The sequence below is a fragment of the Cellulomonas sp. Leaf395 genome (genome assembly GCF_001424125.1).
Taxonomy (GTDB): domain Bacteria; phylum Actinomycetota; class Actinomycetes; order Actinomycetales; family Cellulomonadaceae; genus Cellulomonas.
Genome location: NZ_LMQI01000003.1, coordinates 158,758 through 182,746, shown reverse-complemented (window position 1 = coordinate 182,746; position 23,989 = coordinate 158,758). Strand labels below are relative to the sequence as shown.

At 70.6% G+C, this 23,989-nt stretch carries 23 protein-coding genes; 10 read left to right on the top strand and 13 right to left on the bottom strand.

Annotation, left to right across the window (positions count from 1 at the left end):
• Positions 1–82 precede the first annotated feature (82 nt).
• Entirely contained in the window at positions 83–640 is a 558-nt protein-coding gene (locus ASG23_RS08635; RefSeq protein ID WP_056023207.1) for a YceI family protein, read from the top strand.
• 55 nt (positions 641–695) lie between these two features.
• Here the strand turns inward: ASG23_RS08635 and ASG23_RS08630 are convergent, their stop codons facing one another.
• Positions 696–1,403 carry a redox-sensing transcriptional repressor Rex gene (locus ASG23_RS08630; RefSeq protein ID WP_056023204.1) on the bottom strand — a complete coding sequence of 236 codons (708 nt, stop codon included), beginning with the start codon at positions 1,401–1,403 and terminating at the stop codon, positions 696–698.
• A 50-nt stretch (positions 1,404–1,453) separates the two neighbouring features.
• Positions 1,454–1,723 carry a glutaredoxin family protein gene (locus ASG23_RS08625; protein ID WP_056023201.1) on the bottom strand — a complete coding sequence of 90 codons (270 nt, stop codon included), beginning with the start codon at positions 1,721–1,723 and terminating at the stop codon, positions 1,454–1,456.
• Positions 1,724–1,840: 117 nt separating this feature from the next.
• Between ASG23_RS08625 and ASG23_RS08620 the strand changes: the two genes are divergently transcribed.
• Both ASG23_RS08620 and ASG23_RS08615 read left to right on the top strand, forming a co-directional pair.
• The gene (locus tag ASG23_RS08620; RefSeq protein ID WP_056024458.1) at positions 1,841–2,662 is read left to right on the top strand and encodes an HAD family hydrolase; all 822 of its coding nucleotides are present in this window, start codon (positions 1,841–1,843) and stop codon (positions 2,660–2,662) included.
• Positions 2,659–3,180, top strand: a complete 522-nt coding sequence (locus ASG23_RS08615; protein WP_056023196.1) for a GNAT family N-acetyltransferase — start codon at positions 2,659–2,661, stop codon at positions 3,178–3,180. Before ASG23_RS08620 ends, ASG23_RS08615 begins: the two co-directional genes overlap by 4 nt.
• Here the strand turns inward: ASG23_RS08615 and ASG23_RS08610 are convergent.
• Both ASG23_RS08610 and arfA read right to left on the bottom strand, forming a co-directional pair.
• Positions 3,177–4,232 (bottom strand): arabinan endo-1,5-alpha-L-arabinosidase, encoded by a 1,056-nt coding sequence (locus tag ASG23_RS08610; protein WP_235520977.1) that lies wholly within the window; start codon positions 4,230–4,232, stop codon positions 3,177–3,179. The genes ASG23_RS08615 and ASG23_RS08610 overlap by 4 nt on opposite strands.
• A gap of 5 nt (positions 4,233–4,237) precedes the next feature.
• The gene (gene arfA, locus ASG23_RS08605) at positions 4,238–5,746 is read right to left on the bottom strand and encodes an arabinosylfuranosidase ArfA (RefSeq protein ID WP_056023193.1); all 1,509 of its coding nucleotides are present in this window, start codon (positions 5,744–5,746) and stop codon (positions 4,238–4,240) included.
• 418 nt (positions 5,747–6,164) lie between these two features.
• On the opposite strand from arfA, the gene ASG23_RS08600 reads away from it, so the two are divergent.
• The 5 genes from ASG23_RS08600 (at position 6,165) to ASG23_RS08580 (ending at position 11,382) form a co-directional block, all read left to right on the top strand.
• The gene (locus tag ASG23_RS08600; RefSeq protein ID WP_056023190.1) at positions 6,165–7,520 is read left to right on the top strand and encodes an ABC transporter substrate-binding protein; all 1,356 of its coding nucleotides are present in this window, start codon (positions 6,165–6,167) and stop codon (positions 7,518–7,520) included.
• A 72-nt stretch (positions 7,521–7,592) separates the two neighbouring features.
• Complete coding sequence (locus ASG23_RS08595; protein WP_082516006.1) at positions 7,593–8,549, top strand: carbohydrate ABC transporter permease; 957 nt, start codon at positions 7,593–7,595, stop codon at positions 8,547–8,549.
• A 15-nt stretch (positions 8,550–8,564) separates the two neighbouring features.
• The gene (locus ASG23_RS08590) at positions 8,565–9,470 is read left to right on the top strand and encodes a carbohydrate ABC transporter permease (protein ID WP_200941551.1); all 906 of its coding nucleotides are present in this window, start codon (positions 8,565–8,567) and stop codon (positions 9,468–9,470) included.
• 2 nt (positions 9,471–9,472) lie between these two features.
• The gene (locus ASG23_RS08585) at positions 9,473–10,738 is read left to right on the top strand and encodes an arabinan endo-1,5-alpha-L-arabinosidase (protein ID WP_235520974.1); all 1,266 of its coding nucleotides are present in this window, start codon (positions 9,473–9,475) and stop codon (positions 10,736–10,738) included.
• A complete protein-coding gene (locus ASG23_RS08580; protein WP_056023184.1) occupies positions 10,735–11,382 on the top strand; it encodes a YesL family protein in 648 nt (215 codons plus the stop codon). The genes ASG23_RS08585 and ASG23_RS08580 overlap by 4 nt, the downstream gene beginning before the upstream one ends.
• Before the next feature lie 46 nt (positions 11,383–11,428).
• Here the strand turns inward: ASG23_RS08580 and ASG23_RS08575 are convergent, their stop codons facing one another.
• From ASG23_RS08575 to ASG23_RS08560, 4 genes are all read right to left on the bottom strand, one after another.
• Complete coding sequence (locus tag ASG23_RS08575) at positions 11,429–12,511, bottom strand: LacI family DNA-binding transcriptional regulator (RefSeq protein WP_056023182.1); 1,083 nt, start codon at positions 12,509–12,511, stop codon at positions 11,429–11,431.
• Positions 12,512–12,679: 168 nt separating this feature from the next.
• Positions 12,680–12,778, bottom strand: a complete 99-nt coding sequence (locus ASG23_RS19505) for a 30S ribosomal protein bS22 (protein ID WP_003792170.1) — start codon at positions 12,776–12,778, stop codon at positions 12,680–12,682.
• Between the two features lie 160 nt (positions 12,779–12,938).
• Positions 12,939–13,199, bottom strand: coding sequence for a helix-turn-helix domain-containing protein (locus ASG23_RS08565; protein ID WP_056023176.1), 261 nt, complete (start codon positions 13,197–13,199; stop codon positions 12,939–12,941).
• Positions 13,200–13,339: 140 nt separating this feature from the next.
• Positions 13,340–14,527, bottom strand: coding sequence for an acetoin utilization protein AcuC (locus ASG23_RS08560; protein WP_056023173.1), 1,188 nt, complete (start codon positions 14,525–14,527; stop codon positions 13,340–13,342).
• Between the two features lie 140 nt (positions 14,528–14,667).
• On the opposite strand from ASG23_RS08560, the gene ASG23_RS08555 reads away from it, so the two are divergent.
• Both ASG23_RS08555 and ASG23_RS08550 read left to right on the top strand, forming a co-directional pair.
• Positions 14,668–16,044, top strand: a complete 1,377-nt coding sequence (locus ASG23_RS08555; protein ID WP_056023169.1) for a TrkH family potassium uptake protein — start codon at positions 14,668–14,670, stop codon at positions 16,042–16,044.
• Between the two features lie 64 nt (positions 16,045–16,108).
• Positions 16,109–16,744 carry a potassium channel family protein gene (locus ASG23_RS08550; RefSeq protein ID WP_235520972.1) on the top strand — a complete coding sequence of 212 codons (636 nt, stop codon included), beginning with the start codon at positions 16,109–16,111 and terminating at the stop codon, positions 16,742–16,744.
• A gap of 119 nt (positions 16,745–16,863) precedes the next feature.
• Here the strand turns inward: ASG23_RS08550 and yjfF are convergent, their stop codons facing one another.
• The 5 genes from yjfF to ASG23_RS08525 all read right to left on the bottom strand — a co-directional run bounded on the left by yjfF (position 16,864) and on the right by ASG23_RS08525 (position 23,983).
• Complete coding sequence (gene yjfF, locus ASG23_RS08545) at positions 16,864–17,892, bottom strand: galactofuranose ABC transporter, permease protein YjfF (protein WP_056023163.1); 1,029 nt, start codon at positions 17,890–17,892, stop codon at positions 16,864–16,866.
• Positions 17,892–18,941, bottom strand: coding sequence for an ABC transporter permease (locus ASG23_RS08540; protein WP_056023160.1), 1,050 nt, complete (start codon positions 18,939–18,941; stop codon positions 17,892–17,894). Before ASG23_RS08540 ends, yjfF begins: the two co-directional genes overlap by 1 nt.
• Positions 18,938–20,485: a sugar ABC transporter ATP-binding protein gene (locus ASG23_RS08535; protein WP_056023157.1), complete on the bottom strand. Its 1,548-nt coding sequence runs from the start codon at positions 20,483–20,485 to the stop codon at positions 18,938–18,940. Before ASG23_RS08535 ends, ASG23_RS08540 begins: the two co-directional genes overlap by 4 nt.
• 153 nt (positions 20,486–20,638) lie before the next feature.
• Positions 20,639–21,643 (bottom strand): ABC transporter substrate-binding protein, encoded by a 1,005-nt coding sequence (locus tag ASG23_RS08530; RefSeq protein WP_082516095.1) that lies wholly within the window; start codon positions 21,641–21,643, stop codon positions 20,639–20,641.
• 210 nt (positions 21,644–21,853) lie between these two features.
• Positions 21,854–23,983 carry a beta-galactosidase gene (locus tag ASG23_RS08525; protein ID WP_056023155.1) on the bottom strand — a complete coding sequence of 710 codons (2,130 nt, stop codon included), beginning with the start codon at positions 23,981–23,983 and terminating at the stop codon, positions 21,854–21,856.
• Positions 23,984–23,989: the final 6 nt, after the last annotated feature.

Sequence of the window (23,989 nt, the reverse complement as noted above, 5' to 3'; positions counted from 1 at the left end):
GTGGGGTTGCGGCCCTGGGGCGAGTGTAGTACAACTTTGAACTAACAGTTTGGTTGACAGTTCAACAACCACGGAGGATCCCATGAGCACCGCCACCACCACCCTTCCCGCCGGCCTGACCACGGGCACCTGGGCCGTCGACGCCACGCACACCGAGGCGGCGTTCACCGTCCGGCACGCCGGCATCTCCAAGGTCCGCGGCTCCGTCGCCGTCACCGACGGCACGGTCACGGTCGGCGACGACCTGGCGAGCACCTCGGTCTCCGTCACGCTCGACCCCTCCACGGTCAGCACGGGCGACGCCAACCGCGACGGCCACCTCAAGAGCGGCGACTTCTTCGACGTGGAGAAGTTCGGTCAGTGGACGTTCGTCTCCACCGAGGTCCGCGAGGCCGGCAAGAACTACGTCGTCGCCGGTGACCTCACCATCCACGGCGTCACGCAGCGCGTCGAGCTCGACACCGAGTTCAACGGCACCGCGGTCGACCCGTTCGGCAACACGCGTGCGGGCTTCGAGGCCACCGTGACGATCTCCCGCAAGGACTTCGGTCTCACCTGGAACGCGGCCCTCGAGGCCGGCGGCGTCCTGGTGTCCGACAAGGTCGTCATCGCGCTCGACGTCTCGATCATCAAGGGCTGATCTCGTCGTCGGCCGGGTCTGTGTCGTCGTCACACGGGCCCGGCCGTTCGCACGCTCAGGCGCCGGTGCCGGTGCGCCGGCGGTCGTGGAACGCGAGGATCTGCAGCTCGGAGGCGACGTCCACCGCCCGCAGGTCCACGTGCGCAGGCACCCGCAGCGCGCGCGGCGCGAAGGTGAGGATGCCGACGACACCGGCCGCGACGAGCTCGTCGCACACGTCCTGCGCGACGGACGCCGGCGTGGCGATGATGCCCATGGTGGCGGCGGACCCGCTGACCGCGTCGTGCAACGAGGACGGCGGCTGCACGACGAGTCCCGCCACCGTCGTCCCCACCACCGCGGGGTCGGCGTCGACCAGGCCGACGACCGCGAAGCCCCGCTCGGCGAACACCGAATAGCTGGCCAGCGCGTGCCCGAGGTTGCCGATGCCGACGATGACGACCCGCCGCTGCGTCGTCAGGCCCAGCGCCACCGACACCTGCTCCGAGAGGTGCAGGACGTCGTACCCCACCCCGCGCCGGCCGTAGGAGCCCAGGAACGACAGGTCCTTGCGGAGCTGCGCCGACGTGACGCCCGCGCCGGTGGCCAGCTCCTCCGACGACGTGGTGACCACGCCGTCGGCCGAAAGCCCGTGCAGGACCCGAAGGTAGCCCGGCAGCCGGGCGACGGTGGCGGCGGGCACGTCGCGCGCGCCGGCGCGCCCGGTCGCACCGGGCTCGGCTGCCCTGGTGTGCGGCCGGGGTCCCCTTCGCTGCGTGTCCACATCGACTCCCGCGAACGCCCCGTCGGACCCGGTCGCCCGAGCCCTGCTGGTCAGGCTAGGGGTCGGGGACCAGCCGGGGTAAGGGTTCGGCGCAGCCGGTTCGCGTCGATCCGCCAGTAGCCCTGCTGCACGCCGTCCACCTCGACCACCGGCACCAGCTCGCCCAGCTCGCCGACGAGGTCCCGGCCGGGATGCTGTGCGGTGTCGATGTCGACCTCGGACCAGTCCGCCCCGGTCTCGTCGCACACGGTCCGCACCACCTCACGCGCCTCGTCGCACAGATGGCAGCCGGCCCGGCCGTAGAGCACCACACGCGTCATGCCCCCACCGTCTCACGACGGCCTCTGCCGACGGACGGGCACCCTGTCCCGCGCGACCGTCGTTACAGTGACCGGGTGCGTCAGGCGTCCGGGAACACCCACGCCCCCGCTCCCGCGCTGCGGGACCCGGGGTCAGGCCCGGACGGTCCCGGCGTCGGCGCGTTCTTCGACGTCGACAACACGATCATCCGTGGCGCCAGCTCGTTCCACCTCGCCGTCGGCCTCTACCGGCGCGGGTTCTTCCGCAAGCGCGACCTGGTCCAGTTCGGGCTCCACCAGTTCCGGTACCTGACGTTCGGCGAGAACAAGGACCAGATCGACGAGGTCCGCAGCAGGGCCCTGTCGATCATGAAGGGTCACTCGGTCGCCGAGGTCACCGCGATCGCGGAGGACGTCTACGACGAGGTGCTCTGTCTGCGGATCTATCCGGGGACGCAGCGGCTCCTCGACCAGCACATCGCCGCCGGACACTCCGTCTGGCTGGTCACGGCGACCCCCGTGGAGATCGGGTCGCTGATCGCCCGACGCCTCGGCGCCACGGGTTCCCTGGGCACCATCGCCGAGCACGAGGACGGCTTCTACACGGGCCGGCTGGTGGGCGACATGCTCCACGGTCAGGCCAAGGCCGACGCCGTGCGCGCGATCGCCGAGCAGGAAGGCATCGACCTGGCGGCGTCGTACGCGTACGGCGACTCCACCAACGACGTCGCGATCCTGTCCGAGGTCGGCTTCCCGTGCGCGATCAACCCCGACCGCCGCCTGCGTCGGTACGCCGCCACGGTCGGCTGGCCGGTGCGCGAGTTCCGCAACCGCCGACGCAACGCCCGCCGCGGCACCACGGTGGCCAGCCTGGCCGGCCTCGCCTGGGCCGGCGGGCTCGTCGCGCGGGCCGTCCTTCGCCAGTGGCGCGGCCCCGGCGGCGGCGAGGACGTCCTGTGACGGTCCGGCCTGCCGAGCACGCGGATCTCGACGCGCTCGCCGCCCTGGCGGCCCTGACGTTCCCGCTGGCCTGCCCACCGGGCTCGACCGCGCAGGACCAGCAGGAGTTCATCGACGCCGTGCTCTCGCCTCAGCGGTTCGCCGAGTACCTCGACGATCCCCTCCGGGACGTCCTGGTCGCCGGCGACGGAGCGCTCGTCGGGTACACGATGCTCGTCTCCGGCGAGCCGTCCGACGAGGACGTCCGGGCCGCGCTGCACCTGCGCCCGACCATCGAGCTGTCCAAGTGCTACGTGCACCCCGACCACCACGGTGCCGGGATCGCGAACGCGCTGATGACCGCGTCCCTGGACACCGCGCGCGGACGCGGTGCCCACGGGATGTGGCTGGGCGTGAACCAGCACAACGCGCGGGCGCAGACCTTCTACGTACGGTCCGGGTTCGCCATCGTCGGCACCAAGCACTTCACCGTCGGCGCCCGTCTCGAGGACGACTACGTGCTGGAGCGTCCGCTCTAGCCCTCCTCGGCCTCCCGCGCGGCGTCCTGCTCCTCCCGCGTCGTCGCCACCGGCCAGCCCTCGTCGTCCCACGCCAGCTCACGGATCTCGAGCCGGAAGTCGCCCCCGGCGGCCGCGTCGTAGTAGTGGAACGCGAGATGCCCCTGCGACACGGACTGCCCGCCGGGCCCGACCATGTCGCCCATGGAGGTCAGCAGCTGCTCGCCACCGTCCATGGTCATGTCCGTGCCGGACCGGTCGACGTACGGACCCGTGACGTCCCGGGAGCGCCCGACGGCCATGTTGTACGTGGAGTCGGTGCCCTTGCAGCAGAAGTCGCGGGACACGAACAGGTAGTACCAGTCGTCGCGCAGCACGAGGTAGGGCGCCTCGATCGCGTTCGGCGGCGATATGCGGCTCGCGATCGTCGTCGGCTCGGCTCCGTCCGCGGGCTTGCCGGACGGCCACTCGAGCTCGACCAGCTGGATGCCGCCCCAGAACGAGCCGAACGCCATCCACGGCGTGCCGTCCGCGTCCGTGATCACGCCGGGGTCGATCGCGTTGTAGTCGGTCTCTCCCGGCACCGACCGGAGGACCTCGCCCTGGTCCACCCAGGCGTAGTCGGGGTCGTCCGGGTCGAGCGTGGTGTTCGTCGTCACCCCGATGGCGGACGCGTTCTTGCCGAAGGTGGACGCCGAGTAGTACAGGTAGAACGTCCCGTCGTGCTCGATCACCTCGGGCGCCCAGAAGTTCGACACCCCGGGGACGGCCTCGTACGCCCAGTCCGGGCGGGTCTTGGCGTCCCAGACGGTGCCGACGAGCTCCCACGTGAGGCCGTCGTCGACGGACCGTCGGATCTGCGGGGAGCCGAGACCCACCCGGCCGTCGCCGGTCGAGAACACGTACCAGGGCTCACCCTCGTCACCCACCACGAGGGCGGGGTCGTGGGTGTGGATGTCCCCGGTGAGGGACAGCGCCGTCGCGGCGGGCCCGTCCTCCGGCCCCGCCGCACAGGCAGCGGCGCTGACCACCAGGGCGAGCGCGACCACACCCGCCACGACGACGCGGCGCACGGCGGTCAGACCCCCAGCCGGACGACGTTCCAGGACACCGGCGGCACCTGCACCGACACGCGGCCGTCCCGGACGGTCGCGGTCGCGTTGGTCCGCGGGACGACGGAGGTGTCGTCGGCGGCCGTGGCGGACCAGGTGTGGTCCGGGTTGGCCAGCGTGGTCGCCTCGACGACGCGCAGCCCCGGCAGCGAGCGGGCGTCGACCTCGAGCGTGACCGTCTCGGTCAGGGAGCGGTTGACCGCGAACAGGGCGACGTCGCCCGTCTCGGCGTCGCGGGTGGCCACGGCGTCGACCAGTGCGGCGTCGCCGTACTTCGCCGTCTCGTACGTCGGCGCCTCGACGGCGACCTGGAGCACGTCGCCCTTGGCGTACCGGGACGCCTGCGCGAACGGGTGGAAGATCGTCTGCTTCCAGGACCGGCCGCCCGGCTCGGTCATGATCGGCGCGATCACGTTGACCAGCTGGGCGAGCGACGCGGAGTGCACGCGGTCCGTGTGACGCAGCAGGGAGATCAGCAGGTTGCCGACGACGACGGCGTCCGCGACGTTGTACTTGTCCTCGAGAAGCACGGGCGCGACGGGCCAGTCGTGCCCGGTCGGCGGCTTGGACTCGGCACGGTGCTGGTACCAGACGTTCCACTCGTCGAACGAGATGTGGATCCGCTTGTCCACCTTCTTGTGCGCGCGCACCGCGTCCGCCGTCGCGCTCACGGACTCGACGAAGTGGTCCATGTCCACGGCGGAGGCCAGGAACGAGCCGAGGTCGCCGTCCTCCTCCCAGTAGTACGCGTGGGCGGAGATGAGGTCCACCTGCTCGTAGGCCTCGGAGAGCACGATCCGCTCCCACTCGCCGAACGTCGGGATGGCGACGCCCGACGAGCCGCAGGCGACGAGCTCGAGGTCCGGGTCGACCATCCGCATCGCACGGCCGGTCTCGGCGGCGAGCCGGCCGTACTCGTAGGCCGTCTTGTGACCGATCTGCCACGGGCCGTCCATCTCGTTGCCCAGGCACCACATGCGGATGTCGTACGGGTCGTTCGCACCGTTGGCGCGGCGCTGGTCGGACAGCCGCGTGCCGCCGCGGACGTTGCAGTACTCGAGCAGGTCGACGGCCTCCTGGACGCCGCGCGTGCCCAGGTTGACCGCCATCATCGGCTCGACCTCGGCCAGCTTCGCCCAGCGCATGAACTCCTCGACGCCGACCGTGTTGGGGTCGGTCGAGTGCCACGCGAGGTCTAGCCGGGCCGGGCGCTGGTCACGCGGGCCGACGCCGTCCTCCCAGCGGTAGCCGGAGACGAAGTTGCCGCCGGGGTAGCGCACGGTGCTGACGCCCAGCTCGCGCGTCAGCTCGAGCACGTCCTTGCGGAACCCGTCGGCGTCGGCCGTCGGGTGCGCGGGGTCGTGGATGCCGGTGTAGACGCAACGGCCCAGGTGCTCGACGAACGAACCGAACGTGCGCCGGCGGACCGGTCCGACCCGGAAGGCCGGGTCGAGGGTGAGTCGGACGGGGATCATGAGGTCTCCTGGTTCGGTCGGGCGCGTGCCTGCTGTGATGCGCACGGATGTGTGTGGGCGGGCGGCTCGGACGTCGTGATCTGCCGCGATGGCCCTGTGGCTGCCGCTGGCGAGCTGTCCCGTGGGAGGCGTCCGAGCGGGCGTCGACGTCGTCAGCGCCCTTGCTGTTCGGGTAGTTTCTACATCGTTGTAGATGCATCATGCACGGCCGCTCCGACGCCGTCAACCGACCGTTACACGTTCGTGGCTTGACCGACCGGCGGTTCTCGTGTCATGTTCTACATCGTTGTAGATCAACGTTGTAGAACGCAGCGTCGATCAGGCGAACGAGGTCAACGACGACCCTGACGGACCGGCCCCCACCGGGTCCTGACGCGACCGTGACCTCACACATCCTTGGGATATGGGAGGCAGGATCATGAAGAAGAACAGGCTCATCGCAGGTGCCCTGTGCGCCGCGGTCGCCGGGACGCTGACGCTGACGGCGTGCAGCGACGGCGGCGACGGCGCGAGCGACAGTGGCGAGAAGGAAATCACGTTCATGTTCCGGGGTGGACCGGACGAGAAGGCGGCGTACGAGGCCGCCATCAAGAAGTACACCGAGGACACCGGCGTGAAGGTGAAGGTCATCGTGACCGACGCCGACCAGTACGCCACGAAGCTGCAGGCCTCCGTGGCCGGCAACAACGTGCCCGACGTGTTCTACGTCGAGCAGGCCACCCTCCAGTCGTACGTGAGCTCGGGCGTCCTCATGGACATCACCGAGCAGGTCGAGGCCAGCGGCGTCGACCTGGACAACATCTGGTCCTACGGCGTCGACTCCTACCGCTTCGACGGGACGCTCCAGGGCACGCCCGAGGGCGCGCTCTACGCCCTGCCGAAGGACATCGGCCCGTTCTCGTTCGGCTACAACAAGACGATGCTCGAGGCCGCGGGCATCCCGCTGCCCGACAAGGACGAGCCCCTCACGTGGGACCAGTTCGTCGACATCAGCAAGCAGCTGACCGTCGACACCGACGGTGACGGCGCGATCGACCAGTGGGGCACCGGGCTCAACGTCCAGTGGAACCTGCAGTCGATGGTGTGGAGCAACGGCGGCGACTGGACCAACGAGGACCGCACCGAGGTCACCGTGGACACCCCCGAGTTCGCCGAGGCGCTGCAGAAGTTCGCGGATCTCACCAACGTCGAGAAGGTGACGCCGTCGGCCTCCGACGCCGCCACGCTCGACACGTACCAGCGGTGGATGGCCGGCGAGATCGGCTTCTTCCCGGTCGGCCCGTGGGACGTCTCGGTCTACAACGAGCTCGACTTCGACTACGACCTGATCCCCTGGCCCGCCGTCGGTGACGCCGGCACCGCCACGTGGATCGGCTCGCTCGGTATCGGCGTCTCCGCGACGACGAAGCACCCCGAGGACGCGGTCAAGCTCGTCACGTACCTGAGCACCGACGCCGACGCGCAGCAGACGCTCGTCGACGCGAACATCCAGATCCCGAACCTCGTCGACATGGCGGAGACCTGGGCTGCGGAGGAGGGCGCCGAGCCCGCCAACCGTCAGGAGTTCCTGGACATCGCTCAGGACTACGGCCGCGCGATGCCGGCCGCGTTCACCTACGGCGCCGAGTGGTACGACGAGCTCTGGACCAACATCCAGCCCGTGCTCGACGGCGAGCAGACGGCCGCCGACTACCTCGCCGAGGAGCAGCCGAAGATGCAGGCCCTGCTCGACGAGTCGAACGCCACCGCCGAGCAGGCTGCGGCCGGCAAGTAGCCGATCCCTCCTCCCCGCTCCCGCCGCCCGGGCACGCCCCCGGGCGGCGGGAGCCCCTGGAAAGGAACCCTCATGACGCAGACCGCGGACGTCGCGCCCCCGACGACCGGGCGGAGGAGCAAGGCAGCAGCACGGCCCGGAGGCGGCACCCACCGCCTGCACCGGTCCGAGCACCGGTGGGCCCTGGCGTTCGTCGCGGCCCCGATCATCGGCTTCCTGCTCTTCACGCTCTACCCCATCGGGTTCGCGGTCTACGCGTCCCTGACCAGCTGGAACGGGCTCGGACCGATGACGTTCGTCGGGCTCGAGAACTACGTGACGCTGTTCCAGGACGAGTACTTCCGGATCGCCCTGTACAACACGTTCTTCTACATGCTCGGCATCCCGATCGGGCTCGCGCTGTCGCTGGTCCTCGCGCTCGCGCTGAACCGTCGGATCCCGGGGCGCACCGCGTTCCGCGCGATCTACTACGTGCCCGTCATCTCCTCGCTCGCCGCCATCGCGATCGTCTGGCAGTTCGCCTACAACGGCGACTTCGGCCTCATCAACCAGGTGCTCGCGTGGTTCGGCATCGACGGCCCCGACTGGCTGCAGAACACCGCCACCGTCAAGCCGGCGATCATCATCATGGCCATCTGGAAGGGCCTCGGTTACTCGATGCTCCTGTACCTGGCGGCCATCCAGGGCGTGCCCGCCTCGCTCTACGAGGCCGCGGCCCTCGACGGCGCGAACGCCTGGCAGCGGTTCCGCTCCATCACGCTGCCGATGGTCCGGCCCGTGACGTTCTTCCTCGTCGTCACCAGCATCATCGCGGGATCCCAGATCTTCACCGAGATCAACATCATGACCCCGGCCGGCGGCCCGGAGTTCAGCTCCGCCTCGGTGGTCTGGTACATCTTCCGCAAGGCGTTCAAGTACCAGCAGATGGGCTACGCGACGACGATGGCGGTCGTCCTCGGGCTCCTTGTCTTCGCCATCACCCTCATCCAGTTCCGGATCAACCGGCGCAACGACTTCAGCATCGACTGAGGAAGGAGAGACACCATGGCAAGCACCCTCATGAAGCCCGCGACGCCGGAGCTGGCGACGACTCCCGAAAAGCGCCGGATGGGCGCCGCGGCGCAGAACCGCCTCGGCAACGTCATCGTCTTCCTCATCCTCGCGGTCGGCTCGCTCGCGATGCTCGCGCCGCTGCTGTGGATGTTCACCACGGCCCTCAAGACCAAGGTCGAGGTCTTCGCGCTGCCGCCGGTCTGGATCCCGGACCCGCCGCAGTGGAACACGTTCGTCCGCATGTGGTCCGAGGCGCCGATCGCGTCCGGCATCATGAACAGCCTCATCGTCGCGCTCACCGTGACCGTGGTCGGCTCGGTCACGTCGGCCCTGGCGGCGTTCGCGCTGGCCAAGATGCGGCTGCCCTACAAGAACGCGATCTTCCTCGGGCTGCTCACGGGCCTGATGGTGCCGTACCCGACGATCATGATCCCGCAGTTCGTGATGTTCTCCCGGCTGCACTGGGTGGACACCCTGCTGCCGCTGATCGTCCCCCTGCTGTTCGGCAACATCATCATGATCTTCTTCCTGCGGCAGTACCTGTCGAGCGTGCCCGACTCCATGATCGAGGCCGCGAAGATCGACGGCGCGTCCTACCTGCAGATCTTCCGCAAGATGATCATGCCGATGATCCGGCCGGCGATCGCCGCCCAGTTCATCCTCTGGTTCATGGCGATCTGGAACGACTACCTGTCGCCGATCCTCTACCTGAACACCCCGGAGAAGCAGACGCTCCAGGTGGTCATCGCCAACCTCAACGTGGAGTTCGCGACCCAGCGGGACTACCCGCTGATCATGGCCGCCTCGTTCGTCGCCCTGCTGCCCATCCTGATCGTGTTCCTGATCTTCCAGCGGCAGATCATCGAGTCCGTCGCGCTCACCGGCTCGAAGGGCTGACCGTGCTCCCGGAGATGCTCCCCGACACCGCCCTCTGGGGCGGACGGCACGCGCACGACCCCACGGCGGTCCGCGACGACGACGGCACGTACTGGCTGTTCTCCACCGATGCGTGGTCGGACGGTCCCGTGCGGGCCGGCGTGCAGGTCCGACGCTCGAAGGACCTGGTCAGCTGGGAGTTCCACGGCTGGGCGCTCGACGGGGTGCCCAGCGACGGAGCCGCCTGGTCGGGTGCCGTCGGCCTGTGGGCACCGGACGTCGTGCGGGTGGGCGACGAGTGGCGCATGTACTGGTCGGCGTCGACGTTCGGCTCCCGCACCTCGGCGATCGGCCTTGCCGTCGCACCGCACCCCACCGGACCGTGGGAGGACCGCGGGCTCGTGGTGACCAGCGAGCACGACGTCGAGGGCCCCAACGCGATCGACGCCAACGCCGTGGTCGACGCCGACGGCCGCCACTGGATGGTCTACGGCTCGTTCTTCGGCGGCATCCACGCGCTCGAGCTGGACCCCGCCACGGGCCTTGCCGTCGGCGAGGCGCCGGGGATCCTGCTCGCGCGACGACCGCGCAGCGTCGAGGGTGCGGTCGAGGGCGCGTTCGTCCTGCCGCGCCCCGACGGCGGCTACGCGCTGGTGCTCTCGTACGACTCTCTCTTCTCGACGTACCACCTGCGGGTGGGCGTCTCGGCGCAGCTGACCGGACCGTACGCGGACCGCGCCGGACGCGACCTCACCGACCTCGAGGGCGACCCGGCGCTGGTCGGCACCGTCATGCTGGGCGGCCACGCGCTCGACGGCGGGCGCGCCTGGCTGGCCCCGGGGCACGCGTCCGTCCTCACCGACGGGGACCGCCAATTGCTGGTCCACCACGTCCGCGACGCCACCGACCCCACGCAGCACGAGGTGCAGGTCCGCCGGCTCGTGTGGACCGCCGACGGCTGGCCCGTCGTGTCGCCGCAGCCGTGGGCGGGCGACGCCGAGCCCGACGACGCCCCGCCCACCGACCCGGCCGCACTGGTCGGGACGTGGGAGGTGGTGTCGTTCGACCAGTCCACCGCGGGTGGGATGACCTCGTCCCAGACGATCGAGGTCGGCGACGAGCTCGTCGCCGCCACCCGGTCGCGCGGCGGCGGCTGCTTCTCCTGGCCCGGGCTCGAGCTCGTGGCCTTCCCGTCCGTCGACGCGGTCCGCGGCCGGAGCACCTGGTCGTTCGCCGGCCTCGACGCCGACGGCAACGCGACCCTCGGCACCCGGGTGGTCGCGCCGTGAGCGCCGGCACGCACGACCTCGAGGTCGGCGGCTGGGCCGGTCGCGTCATGGTGTTCCTGCGCGTGGGCACCCAGATCGTCGCCGTGAACGTGCTCGTGCTGCTGGGCACTCTCGCCGGCGCCGTCGTGCTCGGGGCCTATCCGGCGCTCGCTGCCGGCGGGAGCCTGCTGGCGCGGCTCGCGGCCGGTGCTCCGTCCGAGCACCTCTGGCGGGAGTTCTGGTCGGCGTACCGGACGGGGTTCCGCCGGCTCAACGTCCTCGGTGCACCGCTCACCGTCGGGATCGTGCTCCTGGCTCTCGACGCGTCGGTGCTCGCCGCCGCGTCCCCGGGTCCGACGAAGGCCGCGCTGACGGTCGGCGTCGTGGCCCTGACCGTCTATCTGGTCCTCGCGCTCGCCATCCTGGTGCCGGTCGCCCGGCGGTACGACGACGTCTCCGCTGCGCGCACGTGGCGGTTCGTCGCCGTCTCGCCCCTGCTCTCCCCCGTCACCAGCCTGGCTGTCCTGGTGGTGCTCGTGGTCCTGGCCGTGACGTTCAGCTACGTCCCCGTGCTCATCCCCCTGGTCGGGCTCAGCCTGCCGCTGCTGGCCAGCGGCTGGCTGGTCGACCAGCGACTGACCACGCTCGACGCCCGCACGGCCTGATCGGACTCGAACTTCCCCGCCGCCTGAAGGTCGCCTCGGCGCACTCTCAGGTGGCGGTGGCGTGCTCCGGCGCGCGCGACACCGGGACCGGCGCCTGCTCGCCCAGGGTCGACTCGCGGCCGACGATCGCGAAGTCGGTGATCACCTGGACGAAGGGCTTGCCAGGCTCCACCTCCTCGATGCGCGCGAGCAGCAGGTCGACCGCCGTCGTCGCGATCTGCTCCCGCCCGGGCGCCACCGTGGTCAGCGTCGGTGAGGAGTAGGCGGTCTCCTCGATGTCGTCGAAGCCGATCACCGCGATCTGCCCCGGCACGTCGATCCTGCGCGCGTGCAGGACGTGCAGGGCACCCAGCGCGAGGGCGTCGTTCAGGCCGAAGACGGCGTCGATCTCGACGCCTGAGTCCAGCAGCCGCTCCATCGTCTCGGCGCCCGTCGCGCGGTGCCACAGCCCCGCCTCACCCACGAGCGCCGGGTCCACGTCGAGACCGGCCTCCTCGAGCGCCTGCCGGTACCCCTGCACACGCAGCGCCGCGGAGCCCACGGTCTCGCCCTCGTGGGCGCCGATCACGGCGATGCGCCGCCGCCCGAGGTCCAGCAGGTGCTGGGTGGCCGCGCGGGCCGCCTCGATGTTGTTCATGGTCACGTGGTCGGCGGGACCGCCGAAGATGCGCTCGCCGAGCAGCACCATGGGGTAGTCCACGCGCAGGGCGTCGGCGTCCTGCGGTCCGAGCTCGAGCGGCGAGAAGATCAGCCCGTCGGTGAGGTGCCGTCGCTGCCCCGAGAGCACCTCGAGCTCCCGCTCGCGCACGGACCCGGTCTGCTCGATGAGCACCGTGAGCCCTCGCGCCTCGGCTGCACGGATCACCGAGTCGGCGAGCTCAGCGAAGTACGGGAGCGACAGCTCCGGCACGGCGAGCCCGATGATGCCGGTCCTGCCCCGGCGCAGGTTTCGCGCGGAGATGTTCACCTGGTAGCCGAGGTCGGCGATGGCCGCCTCGACGCGCTCCTTCGTGGCCGGCCGGATGTACTGGTACCCGTTGACCACGTTGGAGACCGTCTTGATCGACACTCCTGCTCGCGCGGCGACCTCGTGCATCGTCACCGCGGAACCCCGCTTGGCCGTGCTCATCGCTGTCTCCCTGGTGCGCGCGCCCCTTGCTGGGGACAGAGTCCCAGACCAGAGCCACTCTACATCGTTGTAGAACTGTTTCCGCGAGAACGGGGCGAAAACACGACGGGCCCGGCAGCAGCTGCCGGGCCCGTGCGTTCGAGCTGGCGACCTGTCGGCCGCCGACGCTCACTTCTTGTTGCGACGCTGGTGACGCGTCTTGCGCAGCAGCTTGCGGTGCTTCTTCTTGGCCATCCGCTTGCGGCGCTTCTTGATGACGGAGCCCATGGGGTCCTCACTTCGCTTCCGATGGAGGCCCGGCGACGGGCCGTTCTGGTGGTCGATCGACGCGTAGAAGAGATCGAGTGCTACCGAGTCGACCACGCACGAACAAAGTCCGAGGCTCTACCTTACGCGATCACGAGGGCTCCGAGCGACGCGCTGACGCTCAGGACGTTCTGCGCTCCTGGCCGTGGACGTCGTCCTTGGCCTGCTCGCGCGCCTCCACGGCCGGCGAGGTGGCCAGGTAGTGGTCCAGCGCGTCCTGCGGGACGCGGAACGAGCGCCCGACGCGGACCCCGGGCAGCTCGCCGGAGTGCAGCAGGCGGTAGACGGTCATCTTGGAGACGCGCATGATGTCGGCGACCTCGAGCACCGTCAGGTAACGCGTGCGGCCCGGCTGGTCGCGCTGGTCGCGCTGGTCGCTCATCTCAGCTTCCGTTCCGCCCGGCGCGCGGCGGGCCCGCGCACCCACCCTGCGGGTGCTGGCCCAGCGTAGTGGCGCGTGGGACGCGTGGGATAGAGGGGACCGGTGGGACGTCGCTCCTCCGGCCCAGCGCGTCGGCCCGCTCAGTCGTGGTCCGGGTCCAGGCCGAGGGTGGGGAAGACGGCCGCGCGGGTTGCGCGGATCGACCTGTCGACGTCGTCGCCGGGGTCGTAGCCCGCTGACCACGGGCTGAACCGCGCGTCGCGACCGTCGGTCATCAGGTCCGGGCCCAGCCGCCCGTACCGCTCGCGCACCAGCGAACGCCACGACTCCGGGATCTGGGTGCCCGGTTCCACCGGGTGGTGCGTCGCGATGCCGATCAGGTGCGTCCACGACCGCGGCACGACGTCGACCACGGCATACCCGCCGCCGCCGAGGGCCACCCACCGACCGTCCGCCACCTCGTGCGCGAGCTCGTGCAGCAGGGTGGCCGCGCGCACCTGCCCGTCGATGCTCACCCGCAGGTGCGTCAGGGGGTCCAGCAGGTGCGTGTCGCAGCCGTGCTGCGTGACGAGCACCTCCGGGTCGAACTCGCGCAGCACGGCGGGCACGACGGCGTCCAGCGCTCGCAACCAGCCGGCGTCCCCGGTACCCGACGGGAGCGCGACGTTGACGGCCGTGCCTTCGGCGCCGGGTCCCCCGGTCTCCCGGGCGTGCCCCGTGCCCGGGAACAGGGCCTGGCCGGTCTCGTGCAGCGAGACCGTCAGCACGCGCGGATCGTCCCAGAACACGGCCTGGACACCGTCGCCGTGGTGCGCGTCGATGTCGACGTACGCCACGCGCCGCGCACCCGCGTCGAGCAGGACACGGATGGCGACGGCTGCGTCGTTGTAGACGCAGAACCCCGACGCCCTCCCCGGCATCGCGTGGTGCAGTCCCCCCGTGACGTTGACGGCGTGCAGCGCCCGCCCCTCCCACACCGCGAGCGCCGAGTCGACGGACCCCTGCACCACCCGGGCCGACGCCTCGTGCATGTCCGGGAACACCGGGTCGTCGGACGTGCCCAGGCCGTGCGCCGCGTCCGGAGTGCCGTCCGTGGACGCGGCATGCACGGCGGTCACGTACGCGGGGTCGTGGACGGTCTGCAGGAGCGCGTCGGAGGCCACCTCGGCGCCGACGAGCTCCACGTCCTGCCCGGCCAGGAGGCCGAGCGTCTCGGCCAGCCGGATCGTCAGGTCCAGCCGCTCGGACGTCATGGGGTGCCCGTGGCCGAAGTCGTACGCGAGCATCTCGCGCGACCAGACCACGCGCACGGGTGCCGACGACGTCATGCGCTCACCGTCGCACCCGAGGCCGCCGCTGTCGATCCCGCGGGCCTGAGCCTGTCGCCTGCCTGTCGGGTCGAACCACGTGCGCGGGCGTGCCAGAGTTGCTCCGACCGGCGAGCGCCGGGCCGGTTGCGGGAGGTGTGATGGCGCGGGGTGGCCCGGGCGTGGCGTGGCGCTGGCGCGAGTTCGTCGACCAGTCCGCACGGCAGTCGCCCGCCCGGCTCGCGCTCGGCGTGTTCGGCCTCGTGATCGGCGCGGTCACCGCCGGGCTGTCGGCGCCGTGGGCCACCGCGAGCGGGCAGCGTGCACCGTTCGTCGACGCCCTGTTCACGGCCACCTCCGCCAGCACGGTGACGGGTCTGGTCACCGTCCCCACCGGGGAGTACTGGTCACCATGGGGCCTGGTCGTCATCCTCATCGCCATCCAGATCGGCGGCCTCGGGGTGATGACGCTCGCGTCGCTGCTCGGCATGGCCGTGTCGCGCCGGATCGGGTTGACGCAGCGGCTGCTCGTCTCGTCCGAGACCAAGGAGACGCGGCTCGGCGAGGTCGGGTCGCTGATCCGGACGGTCATCATCACGTCCGTCGCGCTCGAGCTGACCATCGCGCTCGTGCTCTTCCCCCGGTTCCTCATGTTCGACGAGGACCTCGGGGAAGCGGCATGGCACTCGGTCTTCTACGCGATCTCCTCGTTCAACAACGCCGGCTTCGTGCCCACGCCGTACGGGCTCGAGCCGTTCGTGTCCGACTGGTGGGTGCTGATGCCCATCATCATCGGCGTCTTCATCGGCTCGCTCGGCTTCCCCGTGATCCTCAACGTGGCCCGGCGCCTGCGCGAACCGCGGCGCTGGAGCCTGCACTCCAAGCTCACGGTGACCACCAGCCTCGCGCTCGTCGTGGCGGGCTCGGTCCTCGTGGCAGCGTTCGAGTGGACCAACCCGGACACGTTCAAGCCGCTCGGACCCAGCGCCACCGCGCTGGCCTCCCTGTTCGCCGGGGTCATGCCGCGCTCCGGCGGCTTCTCCACCGTGGACGTCGGCGAGATGCACGAGGGCACCTGGCTGCTCATGGACGCGCTCATGTTCGTCGGTGGCGGCTCGGCGTCGACCGCGGGCGGCATCAAGGTCACGACGCTCGCCGTCATGCTGCTCGCCATCATCGCCGAGGGCCGCGGCGACAAGGACGTCGAGGCCTACGGGCGCCGGATCCCGCGCGAGGCGCTCCAGGTCGCGATCGCCGTCTCGCTCGTCTCGGCGACGCTCGTGCTCGTCTCGTCGCTGCTGCTCCTGGCCATGACCGGGCTCACCCTGGACAGGGTGCTGTTCGAGGTCATCTCGGCGTTCGCCACCTGCGGTCTGTCCACCGGCATCACCGCGGACCTGCCCGACGGCGCCAAGTACGTGCTCACCGTGCTCATGTTCATCGGCCGGACCGGCACGATGACGCTTGCGGCCGCGCTCGCGCTGCGCAACCGTCGTCGGGTGATCCGGCTACCAGAAGAGAGGCCGATCATTGGCTGACAGGTTTGGCGACTCCCTCAAAGGGACGCAGAACGCACCTCGCACGCCCAAGAAGGACTCGGGCGTGCTCGTCATCGGGCTCGGCCGGTTCGGGTCCTCCATCGCGGCGACCCTGGACCGTCTCGGGCAGGACGTGCTCGCCGTCGAGCGCAACCCCGAGCTCGTCGCGCAGTGGGCCGGTCGCATCGCGCTCGTCGAGGCCGACGCCGCCAACCCGGAGGCCCTCGAACAGCTGGGCGCCCGCGAGTTCCCTGTCGCCGTCGTCGGTGTCGGGTCCTACCTCGAGGCATCCGTGCTGATCACCGGCAACCTGGTGGACATCGGTGTCCCGCAGATCTGGGCGAAGGCCATCAGCAACGAGCACGCGCGAATCCTGCAGCGCATCGGAGCGCACCACGTGGTGCTCCCCGAGGCCGACGCCGGCGCGCGCGTCGCCCACCTGGTCTCCGGCAAGCTCCTCGACTACATCGAGGTGGAGGACGGGTTCACCATCGTCAAGATGCGCCCGCCCAAGGAGACGCAGGGGTTCACGCTCGCCCAGTCGAAGGTGCGCGAGCGCTACGGCGTGACGGTGATCGGCGTGAAGAGCCCGGGCATCGACTTCGTCTACGCCACCCCGGAGACCCGTCTGTCGCAGAACGACCTGATCATCGTCTCGGGCCACGCGGACCTGCTGGAACGCTTCGCCGCCCGCCCCTGACGCACGCGGCCGAGCTCGTCGGTCGCGGCCGAGCTCGTCAGTGGCAGCTGACGAGTTCGGCCGTCCCTGACGAGCTCGGCGCGCGTGGGCCGGGTCCACTCGGAGTGGACCCGGCTCCGTCAGCGTCTGCGGAGCACCAGGAGGCGCTGCAGGACCACGAAGATCAGCAGCAGGGCGCCGATGAAGATCTTGGTCCACCACGAGCTCAGGGTGCCCTCGAACGTGATGATCGTCTGGATCAGGCCCAGCACCAGCACGCCGAGCACCGAACCCAGGACGAAGCCGCTGCCGCCCGTGAGCAGGGTGCCGCCGATGACGACCGCGGCGATGGCGTCGAGCTCCATGCCGACACCCGTCAGGGCGTAGCCGGACCGCGAGAAGATCGCGAACAGCAGGCCGCCGAGCCCGGCGCAGGTGCCGCTGATGACGTAGACGAGCACCTTGGTGCGCGCCACGGGCAGGCCCATGAGCTTGGCGGACTGCTCGCCGCCGCCGATCGCGTAGACCGTGCGGCCGAACCGCGTGTAGTGCAGGGTCACGAACGCGATGGCCACGACAGCCAGCGCGATCGCGCCGCTCGGCGTGATGACCAGGCCGTCGTCGGTACCCCAGCGGGTGCGGGCGAGCGAGACGATGGTCGGGTCGGTGATCGGGATGGACTCCGGCGCCACGATGTAGCACAGGCCGCGCGCCAGGAACATCGCGGCCAAGGTGGCGATGAAGGGTTGTATCTCGAACACGTGCACCATCACCCCGACCACGAGGCCGATGACGGTGCCGACGAGGATCACCAGCGGGATCGCGACCGCGGCGCTGTAGCCGTGCGTGAACATCCAGGCCGCGACGCAGCCGGACAGCGCGACGACGGCGCCGACCGACAGGTCGATGCCCCCGGTGAGGATGACGAACGTCATGCCGACGGCGATCACGACGAGGAACGAGTTGTTGATGAGCACGTTGGCGATGACGCGGCCGGTGAGGAAGTTCTCGTACCGGGAGCCGCCGATGGCCAGCATGGCGATCAGGACGACCACCGTGCCGAGGACGGGCAGGTAGCGCTCGTCGATGCGGAGCTTGCGGACGCGGGAGCCGAAGGACGGCCGCGCGTCGGCGGGTGCCTTCGGAGAGGTGAGCTGGTCGGTCGCCATCAGGCCGGCACCTCCACGGGAGCAGGGGCGACAGCTCGTCTGCGGGCTCGCAGCTTGTGCCGGACCACGGGCGACTGGAGCAGGCACACGAGGATGACGACGAGCGCCTTGAACAGGGAGACCGCGTTGGCCGGGATGCCCAGGATGGTCACCGAGAACGTCAGGGTGGTGATCACGAGCACCCCGACGAGCGTGCCGACCAGCGAGAACTTGCCGCCGGCCAGCGACGTGCCGCCGATGACCACCGCGAGGATGGCGTCGAGCTCGATGAACAGCCCCGCGTTGTTGGCGTCGGCCGCCATGATGTCGGAGCTGCGGATGAACCCGGCGACGCACGCGAAGAACGCGCACAGGACGTAGACGGTCCAGATGATCGTCCGGGCCCGCACACCGGCCAGCCGCGAGGCGACCGGGTTGATGCCGACCGACTCGATGAGCACGCCGAGCGCCGTGCGCCGCGTGACGAGCGCCATGACCAGGAAGAAGAACCCCGCGATGAGCGCGGCGACGGGCAGCCCCAGCCAGTAGCCGGTGGCGATCGTGTGGTACGGGCCGCTGGTCACGGTCGTGATCTGCCCACCGGTGATGAGCATCGCGATGCCCCGGCCGGCGGTCATGATCACGAGCGTCGCGATGATGGGTTGGATCCCGACGACCGCGACGAGGAACCCGTTGAACACCCCGATCATGAGGCAGACGAGCACGGCGCTCCCGATCGCGGACAGCACGACGGCGAGCGACTCCGGGTTGTCCGACGCCGCGATCTGGGACAGGGCGACCGCCCCGGCGATCGCCATGACGGCGCCGACGGACAGGTCGATGCCGCGCGTCGCGATGACGAGCGTCATGCCCAGGGCCACCAGCAGCAGCACGCTGGAGCGCCGCACGATGTCGATCGGCCCGCCGTACAGGTGCCCGTCCAGGACGGTGATGTTGAGGAAGGTGTTCGACTTGAGCACGCAGGCCAGCAGCAGGACGGCCAGGGCCACTATCGGCCAGAACAACCGGTGCCGGGTGATGGCGCCGGCCGAGCTCATGACGGAGCTCATGACTGCCCTCCGCTCGCGATGAGGTGGACGACGTCGTCGGTGGTGACGTCGTCGGAGTTGGTGATCTCGGCGACCTTGCGGCGGTCGCGCAGCACCGCGATGCGGTGGGACAGGCGCAGGACCTCCTCCAGCTCGGCCGAGATGAACACGACCGCCATGCCCTGCGCGGCCAGGTCGGCGACGAGCTTCTGGATCTCGGCCTTGGCGCCGACGTCGATCCCGCGGGTCGGCTCGTCGAGCAGCAGGAGCTTCGGGGCGGTGGCGAGCCACCGTGCCAGCAGCACCTTCTGCTGGTTGCCGCCCGACAGGTTGCCGGCGATCGCCTCGGGGTTGGCCGGGCGGATGCCGAGCGCCTCGATGTAGCGGTTCACGACCTCGTCGGACTTGCGCTTCGAGATCCGGCGCAGCCAGCCGCGGTCGGCCTGCAGGCCGAGCACGATGTTCTCGCGCACCGTCAGGTCCCCGACGATGCCCTCGGTCTTGCGGCTCTCCGAGGAGTAGACGATGCCGCGGGCGAGTGCCGCGCGTGGGGTCCGCATCTTCGTCGGGACTCCCTCGACCCGGATCTCGCCCGAGTCGGCGTGGTCGGCGCCGTAGAGCAGGCGCGCGAGCTCCGTGCGGCCGGAGCCGAGCAGCCCCGCGAGCCCGACGACCTCGCCGGCGTACACGTCGAGGTCGAACGGCTCGATCGTGCCCTTGCGCCCCAGGCCGATGGCCTGCACGTAGGGCTGGGTGTCCCCACGCTGGGCGACGGACCGCTTCGGGGCCTCCTCGAGCTCCTCGAGCACCGCGAGCGCGCGGCCGATCATCTTCTGCACCAGCTCGACCCGGTCCAGCTCCGCGGTGAGGTACTCGCCGACGAGCGTGCCGTTGCGCAGCACCGTCATGCGGTCGCTGATCTCGTACACCTGGTCGAGGAAGTGGGACACGAACAGGATGGCGACGCCGCGGTCGCGCAGGGCGCGCACGACGTCGAACAGCCGGGCGACCTCGTCGGCGTCGAGGCTCGACGTCGGCTCGTCGAGGATGAGCACCTGGGCGTCGACGACCATGGCGCGCGAGATCGCCACCAGCTGCTGCACGGCCAGCGAGTGGGAGGACAGCGACGACTTCGGGTCGATGTCGAGGTTCATGGTCCGCAGGTGCTCACGGGCCGCGTTGCGGGTGCGGGGCCAGTTGACCACGCCGGCCGTGCGCACCTCGTGGCCGAGCATGATGTTCTCCGCCACCGACAGGTTGTCGCAGAGGTTGATCTCTTGGTAGACGGTGCTGATCCCCGCGGCCTGCGCCTGCGCGGGACCGGCGAACGTGCGCTCCTCGCCGTCGACGATGATCGACCCGGAGTCGATCGTGTACACGCCGGTGAGGGCCTTGATGAGGGTGGACTTCCCGGCGCCGTTCTCGCCCATCAGGGCGTGCACCTCGCCGGGGAACAGCCGGAAGTCGACGCCGTCCAGCGCCTTGACCCCGGGGAAGGTGATGGAGATCCCCGTCATCGCGACGATCGGGGTGGGGTTCTGCGTGGTCACAGCTGTGTCGGTCATCGTCGACCTTTCGTCCGAGCCGGTCTCACGGTACCGGCAGGGCGGCGCTGCCCGGGGGGACGCGGAGGTCCCCCCGGGCAGCGTGACGGGCCAGTCGGTGCGGGTCAGCGCCCGCGCAGGCCTGTGCGGTTCACGCAGGCCCGTGCGTGCCCGTCAGTACTGACGGTCGGCCAGAACTGCCTGGGCACCCGCCTGGTCGAACGCCTCGTCCTGGGTGACGATGCGGGGCTCGACGGTGCCGCCGTCCTCGAGGGTCTTGATGATCTCCGCGAGGTCCGGGCCGAGCAGCGGGTTGCACTCGACGATGTAGTTGATCTCGCCGGCAGCGAGAGCGGTCATGCCGTCCTTGACGCCGTCGATCGTGACGACCTTGATGTCCTTGCCGGGCACCTTGCCGGCCGCCTTGATCGCCTCGATGGCGCCCAGGCCCATGTCGTCGTTGTGCGCGTACACGAGGTCGATGTCGGGGTACGCCTGGAGGAAGCCCTCCATGACCGTCTTGCCCTCGGCGCGCGTGAAGTTGCCGGTCTCGGAGGCGATCACCGAGATGTTGTCGTTCCCGGCGATGGCGTCCTCGAACCCGGTCTTGCGGTCGATCGCGGGTGCGGAGCCCGTGGTGCCCTGCAGCTCGACGACGTTGATGGGCTCGGTGCCGAGGTTCTCGGAGACCCAGTCGCCGATGCGCTTGCCCTCCTCGACGAAGTCGGACCCGATGAACGTCACGTAGAGCGACGTGTCCTCGGAGTCGACGGCGCGGTCGGTCAGGATCACCGGGATGCCGGCGTCCTTGGCCTCCTCGAGCACGCTGTCCCAGCCGGACTCGACGACCGGGGAGAACGCGATGTACTGCACGCCCTGCGCGATGTACGAGCGGATCGCCTGGATCTGGTTCTCCTGCTTCTGCTGAGCGTCGGAGAAGCTGAGGTCGAACCCGGCCTCCGGCGTCAGCGCGTCCTGGATCGACTTCGTGTTGGCGGCACGCCAACCGCTCTCGGAGCCGACCTGGCTGAAGCCGACGGTGATCGCGTCGCCTTCCCCGCCGCCACTGCCGCTGGTCTCCCCGTCACCGGAGTCACCGCTGCTGCACGCCGCGAGCCCGAGTGCGAGCACCGCGATTCCGGCGGCGATCGACCGTGTCCTGAACATCTTGCTGGCCATCTGCTTCTCCTCCTCGAGAAACGACATCGCTCGCGGGCCCGACCCACGCCGGTCGGGCCGCGTCGTGCGCCCCGGGGCACCGGGGGCACGCGTCCCGCTGGACCGAGGTCCAGCAGGTGGTTCGCCTGAATGTTAGCGCTCACATTCAGCCCCGTGGCAGCGTTCTCAGGTTGCATTCCGGTCACGCTTCACACCGGCCCGACCAGCGGCTCATCGGGTCACCGCCACGAGGACGTCCCAGGAGCCGAGCGTCAGGTCGTCACCCTGGGTGACCGCCGGGCCGGGCGCGTCCGCCGGGGGCGGGTCGGCCGGGGCGTCGCCCCGCGGGCCGACGAGGACGTCGAGATCGGTCGGGGCTGTCACCGTGGCGGTCTCCCAGGACCAGTTGTGCACGATGTGGACGCGGCTGCCGTCCGGCCGGGTCGAGGTGTGGACGGTGACGCTGGGCGGCAGGTCGCCCCAGCCCGCCAGGGGGTCCGGGACGAGCCAGCTCGCGAGCGACCGGGCGAGGTCCAGACCGGGGACCGTGCCGACGACGGTGATCCGGCCGGCTCCGTGCGACCTCGTCGTGACCGCCGCCCACGCCCCCAGATGGGGGTGCTCGTAGGTGGCGAGCACGTCGGCGCCGTCGGCGACCAGGCCTTCCGCCCACGCGGTGGCGTCGCCGGCCAGCGCTCCGGTCACCGGGACCGGGTCCGCGAGGTTGCTGAACTCCTCGTACCAGGCGCCCGCCGCGGCGGACAGCCGGGCCGGCTGAACCTCCGTGCGGGCGCGGCCCTCGTGGTCCGCGTACCCGGTGCGCGGGCCGACGACCAGGTGCCCGCCCTCGTCCGCGTACCGCAGGAGCCACGCGAGGTCGGCGTCGGACGCCGGGTAGTAGCCGGCCGCGACGAGCACCGGGTGGGTGCCGACGACGGCGGCCGGGTCCTCGGCGAACAGGTACCGAGGACGGACCACACGCACCTGCAGGCCCGCGTCGAACGCTCCCCGGTAGAACGCGCTGACGATCCGCGGATAGCTGTTCGGGTCGCCGGTGCCGTCCGCCCGCTGCAGCGGCGGCTGGCCAGCGAGCGCGAAGCGCGACTCGGTGGAGGACAGGATCGCGATGTCGGAGTCGGGGACCGCGTCCGCGATCGAACCGCCCACGCGCGCGAGCTCTGCGCCCAGCACCGCCATCTCCCGGTACGGCCGGCCCGGAACCCCGCTGTGTGGGAGGACCCCGCCCCAGTACGTCTCGGTGCCGTAGTGCAGCGTGTGCCAGTGCCAGTACTCGACCATCCGGGCGCCGCGCGCCACCAGTGCCCACGCGGACTGACGCCACTGGCCCGGGTACGCCGGGTTGTTGGTGCTGGAGCCTCCGATGGCCTGCGCGTTGGTCTCGGTCACCAGGAACGGCTCCCCGCGGCTGGAGAACATCGCGTCGCCCGACTGGAACAGCGCCCAGGTCCCCTCGGTCGTCCAGTACTGCGGAACGACCGAGGTGCTCGGGTGAGCGAGCCCGTCCTGCATGCGGTAGTAGGGGTTCCCGCTGGTGACGTCCAGGACGGAAGCGAGGTCGGCGTCCTCGAGGGCCGGGCGCTCGTAGGAGATGCAGGTGGTGATGAACTGGTCGGGCCGTGCGATCTCGCGGACCGCCCGTGCCTGCCAGTCGATCATCTCCGTGGTCAGGGACGCCTGGAACCGGCGCCACGCCAGGTCGTACTGCGGCTGCGCGTTGCCGTCCGGCGTCCACAGGTCTGCCCAGGTGGACAGCCGGTGCGACCAGTAGACGAGGCCCCACTCCCGGTTCAGCGTCTCGACGTCGCCGTACGTGTGCCGCAGGTGGTCGACGAACCGCTCGAACACCCCACGGTTGTGCAGCAGGTGCAGGCCCGGCTCGTTGTCCACCTGGAACCCGACGACCGCCGGGTGGTCCCGGTAGCGCTCCACGATCTTGACGAGTATGCGCTCGGCGTGGAACCGGAAGGCCGGGTGCGTGAAGTCGGCCTCCTGACGCGCGCCCCAACCCATGGGCCGGCCCGTCCGGCTCTCCCCCGCGACCTCCGGGTACCGGCGCACCAGCCACATCGGCAGCGCGTACGTCGGCGTGCCCAGCACGACGTCGATGCCACGGGCCTGTGCCCCGTCGAGGACCGGCTCGAGCCAGTCGAGCTCGAACCTGCCCTCGTCGGGCTCCCACGTGGACCACACCGACTCCCCGACGCGGATCACCGAGAAGCCGGCCGCCTGCATGAGGTCGAGGTCGCGCTCCAGGGTCTCCGGCCTGGGGTCGTCGCCCGGCCCTGCGTACTCGTAGTAGTACGCGGCGCCGAAGCGCACTCCTGCGTGGTGCACAGCCATGGTGAT

Excerpts from the sequence above, each read along its gene's own strand:
- ASG23_RS08595 (WP_082516006.1), top strand. The coding sequence starts at position 7,593 with ATGACGCAGACCGCGGACGTCGCGCCCCCGACGACCGGGCGGAGGAGC.
- ASG23_RS08625 (WP_056023201.1), bottom strand. The coding sequence starts at position 1,723 with ATGACGCGTGTGGTGCTCTACGGCCGGGCCGGCTGCCATCTGTGCGAC.
- ASG23_RS19505 (WP_003792170.1), bottom strand. The coding sequence starts at position 12,778 with ATGGGCTCCGTCATCAAGAAGCGCCGCAAGCGGATGGCCAAGAAGAAG.
- ASG23_RS08555 (WP_056023169.1), top strand. The coding sequence starts at position 14,668 with ATGGCGCGGGGTGGCCCGGGCGTGGCGTGGCGCTGGCGCGAGTTCGTC.
- ASG23_RS08565 (WP_056023176.1), bottom strand. The coding sequence starts at position 13,199 with ATGAGCGACCAGCGCGACCAGCGCGACCAGCCGGGCCGCACGCGTTAC.
- ASG23_RS08590 (WP_200941551.1), top strand. The coding sequence starts at position 8,565 with ATGGCAAGCACCCTCATGAAGCCCGCGACGCCGGAGCTGGCGACGACT.
- ASG23_RS08635 (WP_056023207.1), top strand. The coding sequence starts at position 83 with ATGAGCACCGCCACCACCACCCTTCCCGCCGGCCTGACCACGGGCACC.
- ASG23_RS08575 (WP_056023182.1), bottom strand. The coding sequence starts at position 12,511 with ATGAGCACGGCCAAGCGGGGTTCCGCGGTGACGATGCACGAGGTCGCC.
- ASG23_RS08560 (WP_056023173.1), bottom strand. The coding sequence starts at position 14,527 with ATGACGTCGTCGGCACCCGTGCGCGTGGTCTGGTCGCGCGAGATGCTC.
- ASG23_RS08525 (WP_056023155.1), bottom strand. The coding sequence starts at position 23,983 with ATGGCTGTGCACCACGCAGGAGTGCGCTTCGGCGCCGCGTACTACTAC.
- ASG23_RS08540 (WP_056023160.1), bottom strand. The coding sequence starts at position 18,941 with ATGAGCTCCGTCATGAGCTCGGCCGGCGCCATCACCCGGCACCGGTTG.
- ASG23_RS08530 (WP_082516095.1), bottom strand. The coding sequence starts at position 21,643 with ATGGCCAGCAAGATGTTCAGGACACGGTCGATCGCCGCCGGAATCGCG.
- arfA (WP_056023193.1), bottom strand. The coding sequence starts at position 5,746 with ATGATCCCCGTCCGACTCACCCTCGACCCGGCCTTCCGGGTCGGACCG.
- ASG23_RS08535 (WP_056023157.1), bottom strand. The coding sequence starts at position 20,485 with ATGACCGACACAGCTGTGACCACGCAGAACCCCACCCCGATCGTCGCG.
- ASG23_RS08600 (WP_056023190.1), top strand. The coding sequence starts at position 6,165 with ATGAAGAAGAACAGGCTCATCGCAGGTGCCCTGTGCGCCGCGGTCGCC.
- yjfF (WP_056023163.1), bottom strand. The coding sequence starts at position 17,892 with ATGGCGACCGACCAGCTCACCTCTCCGAAGGCACCCGCCGACGCGCGG.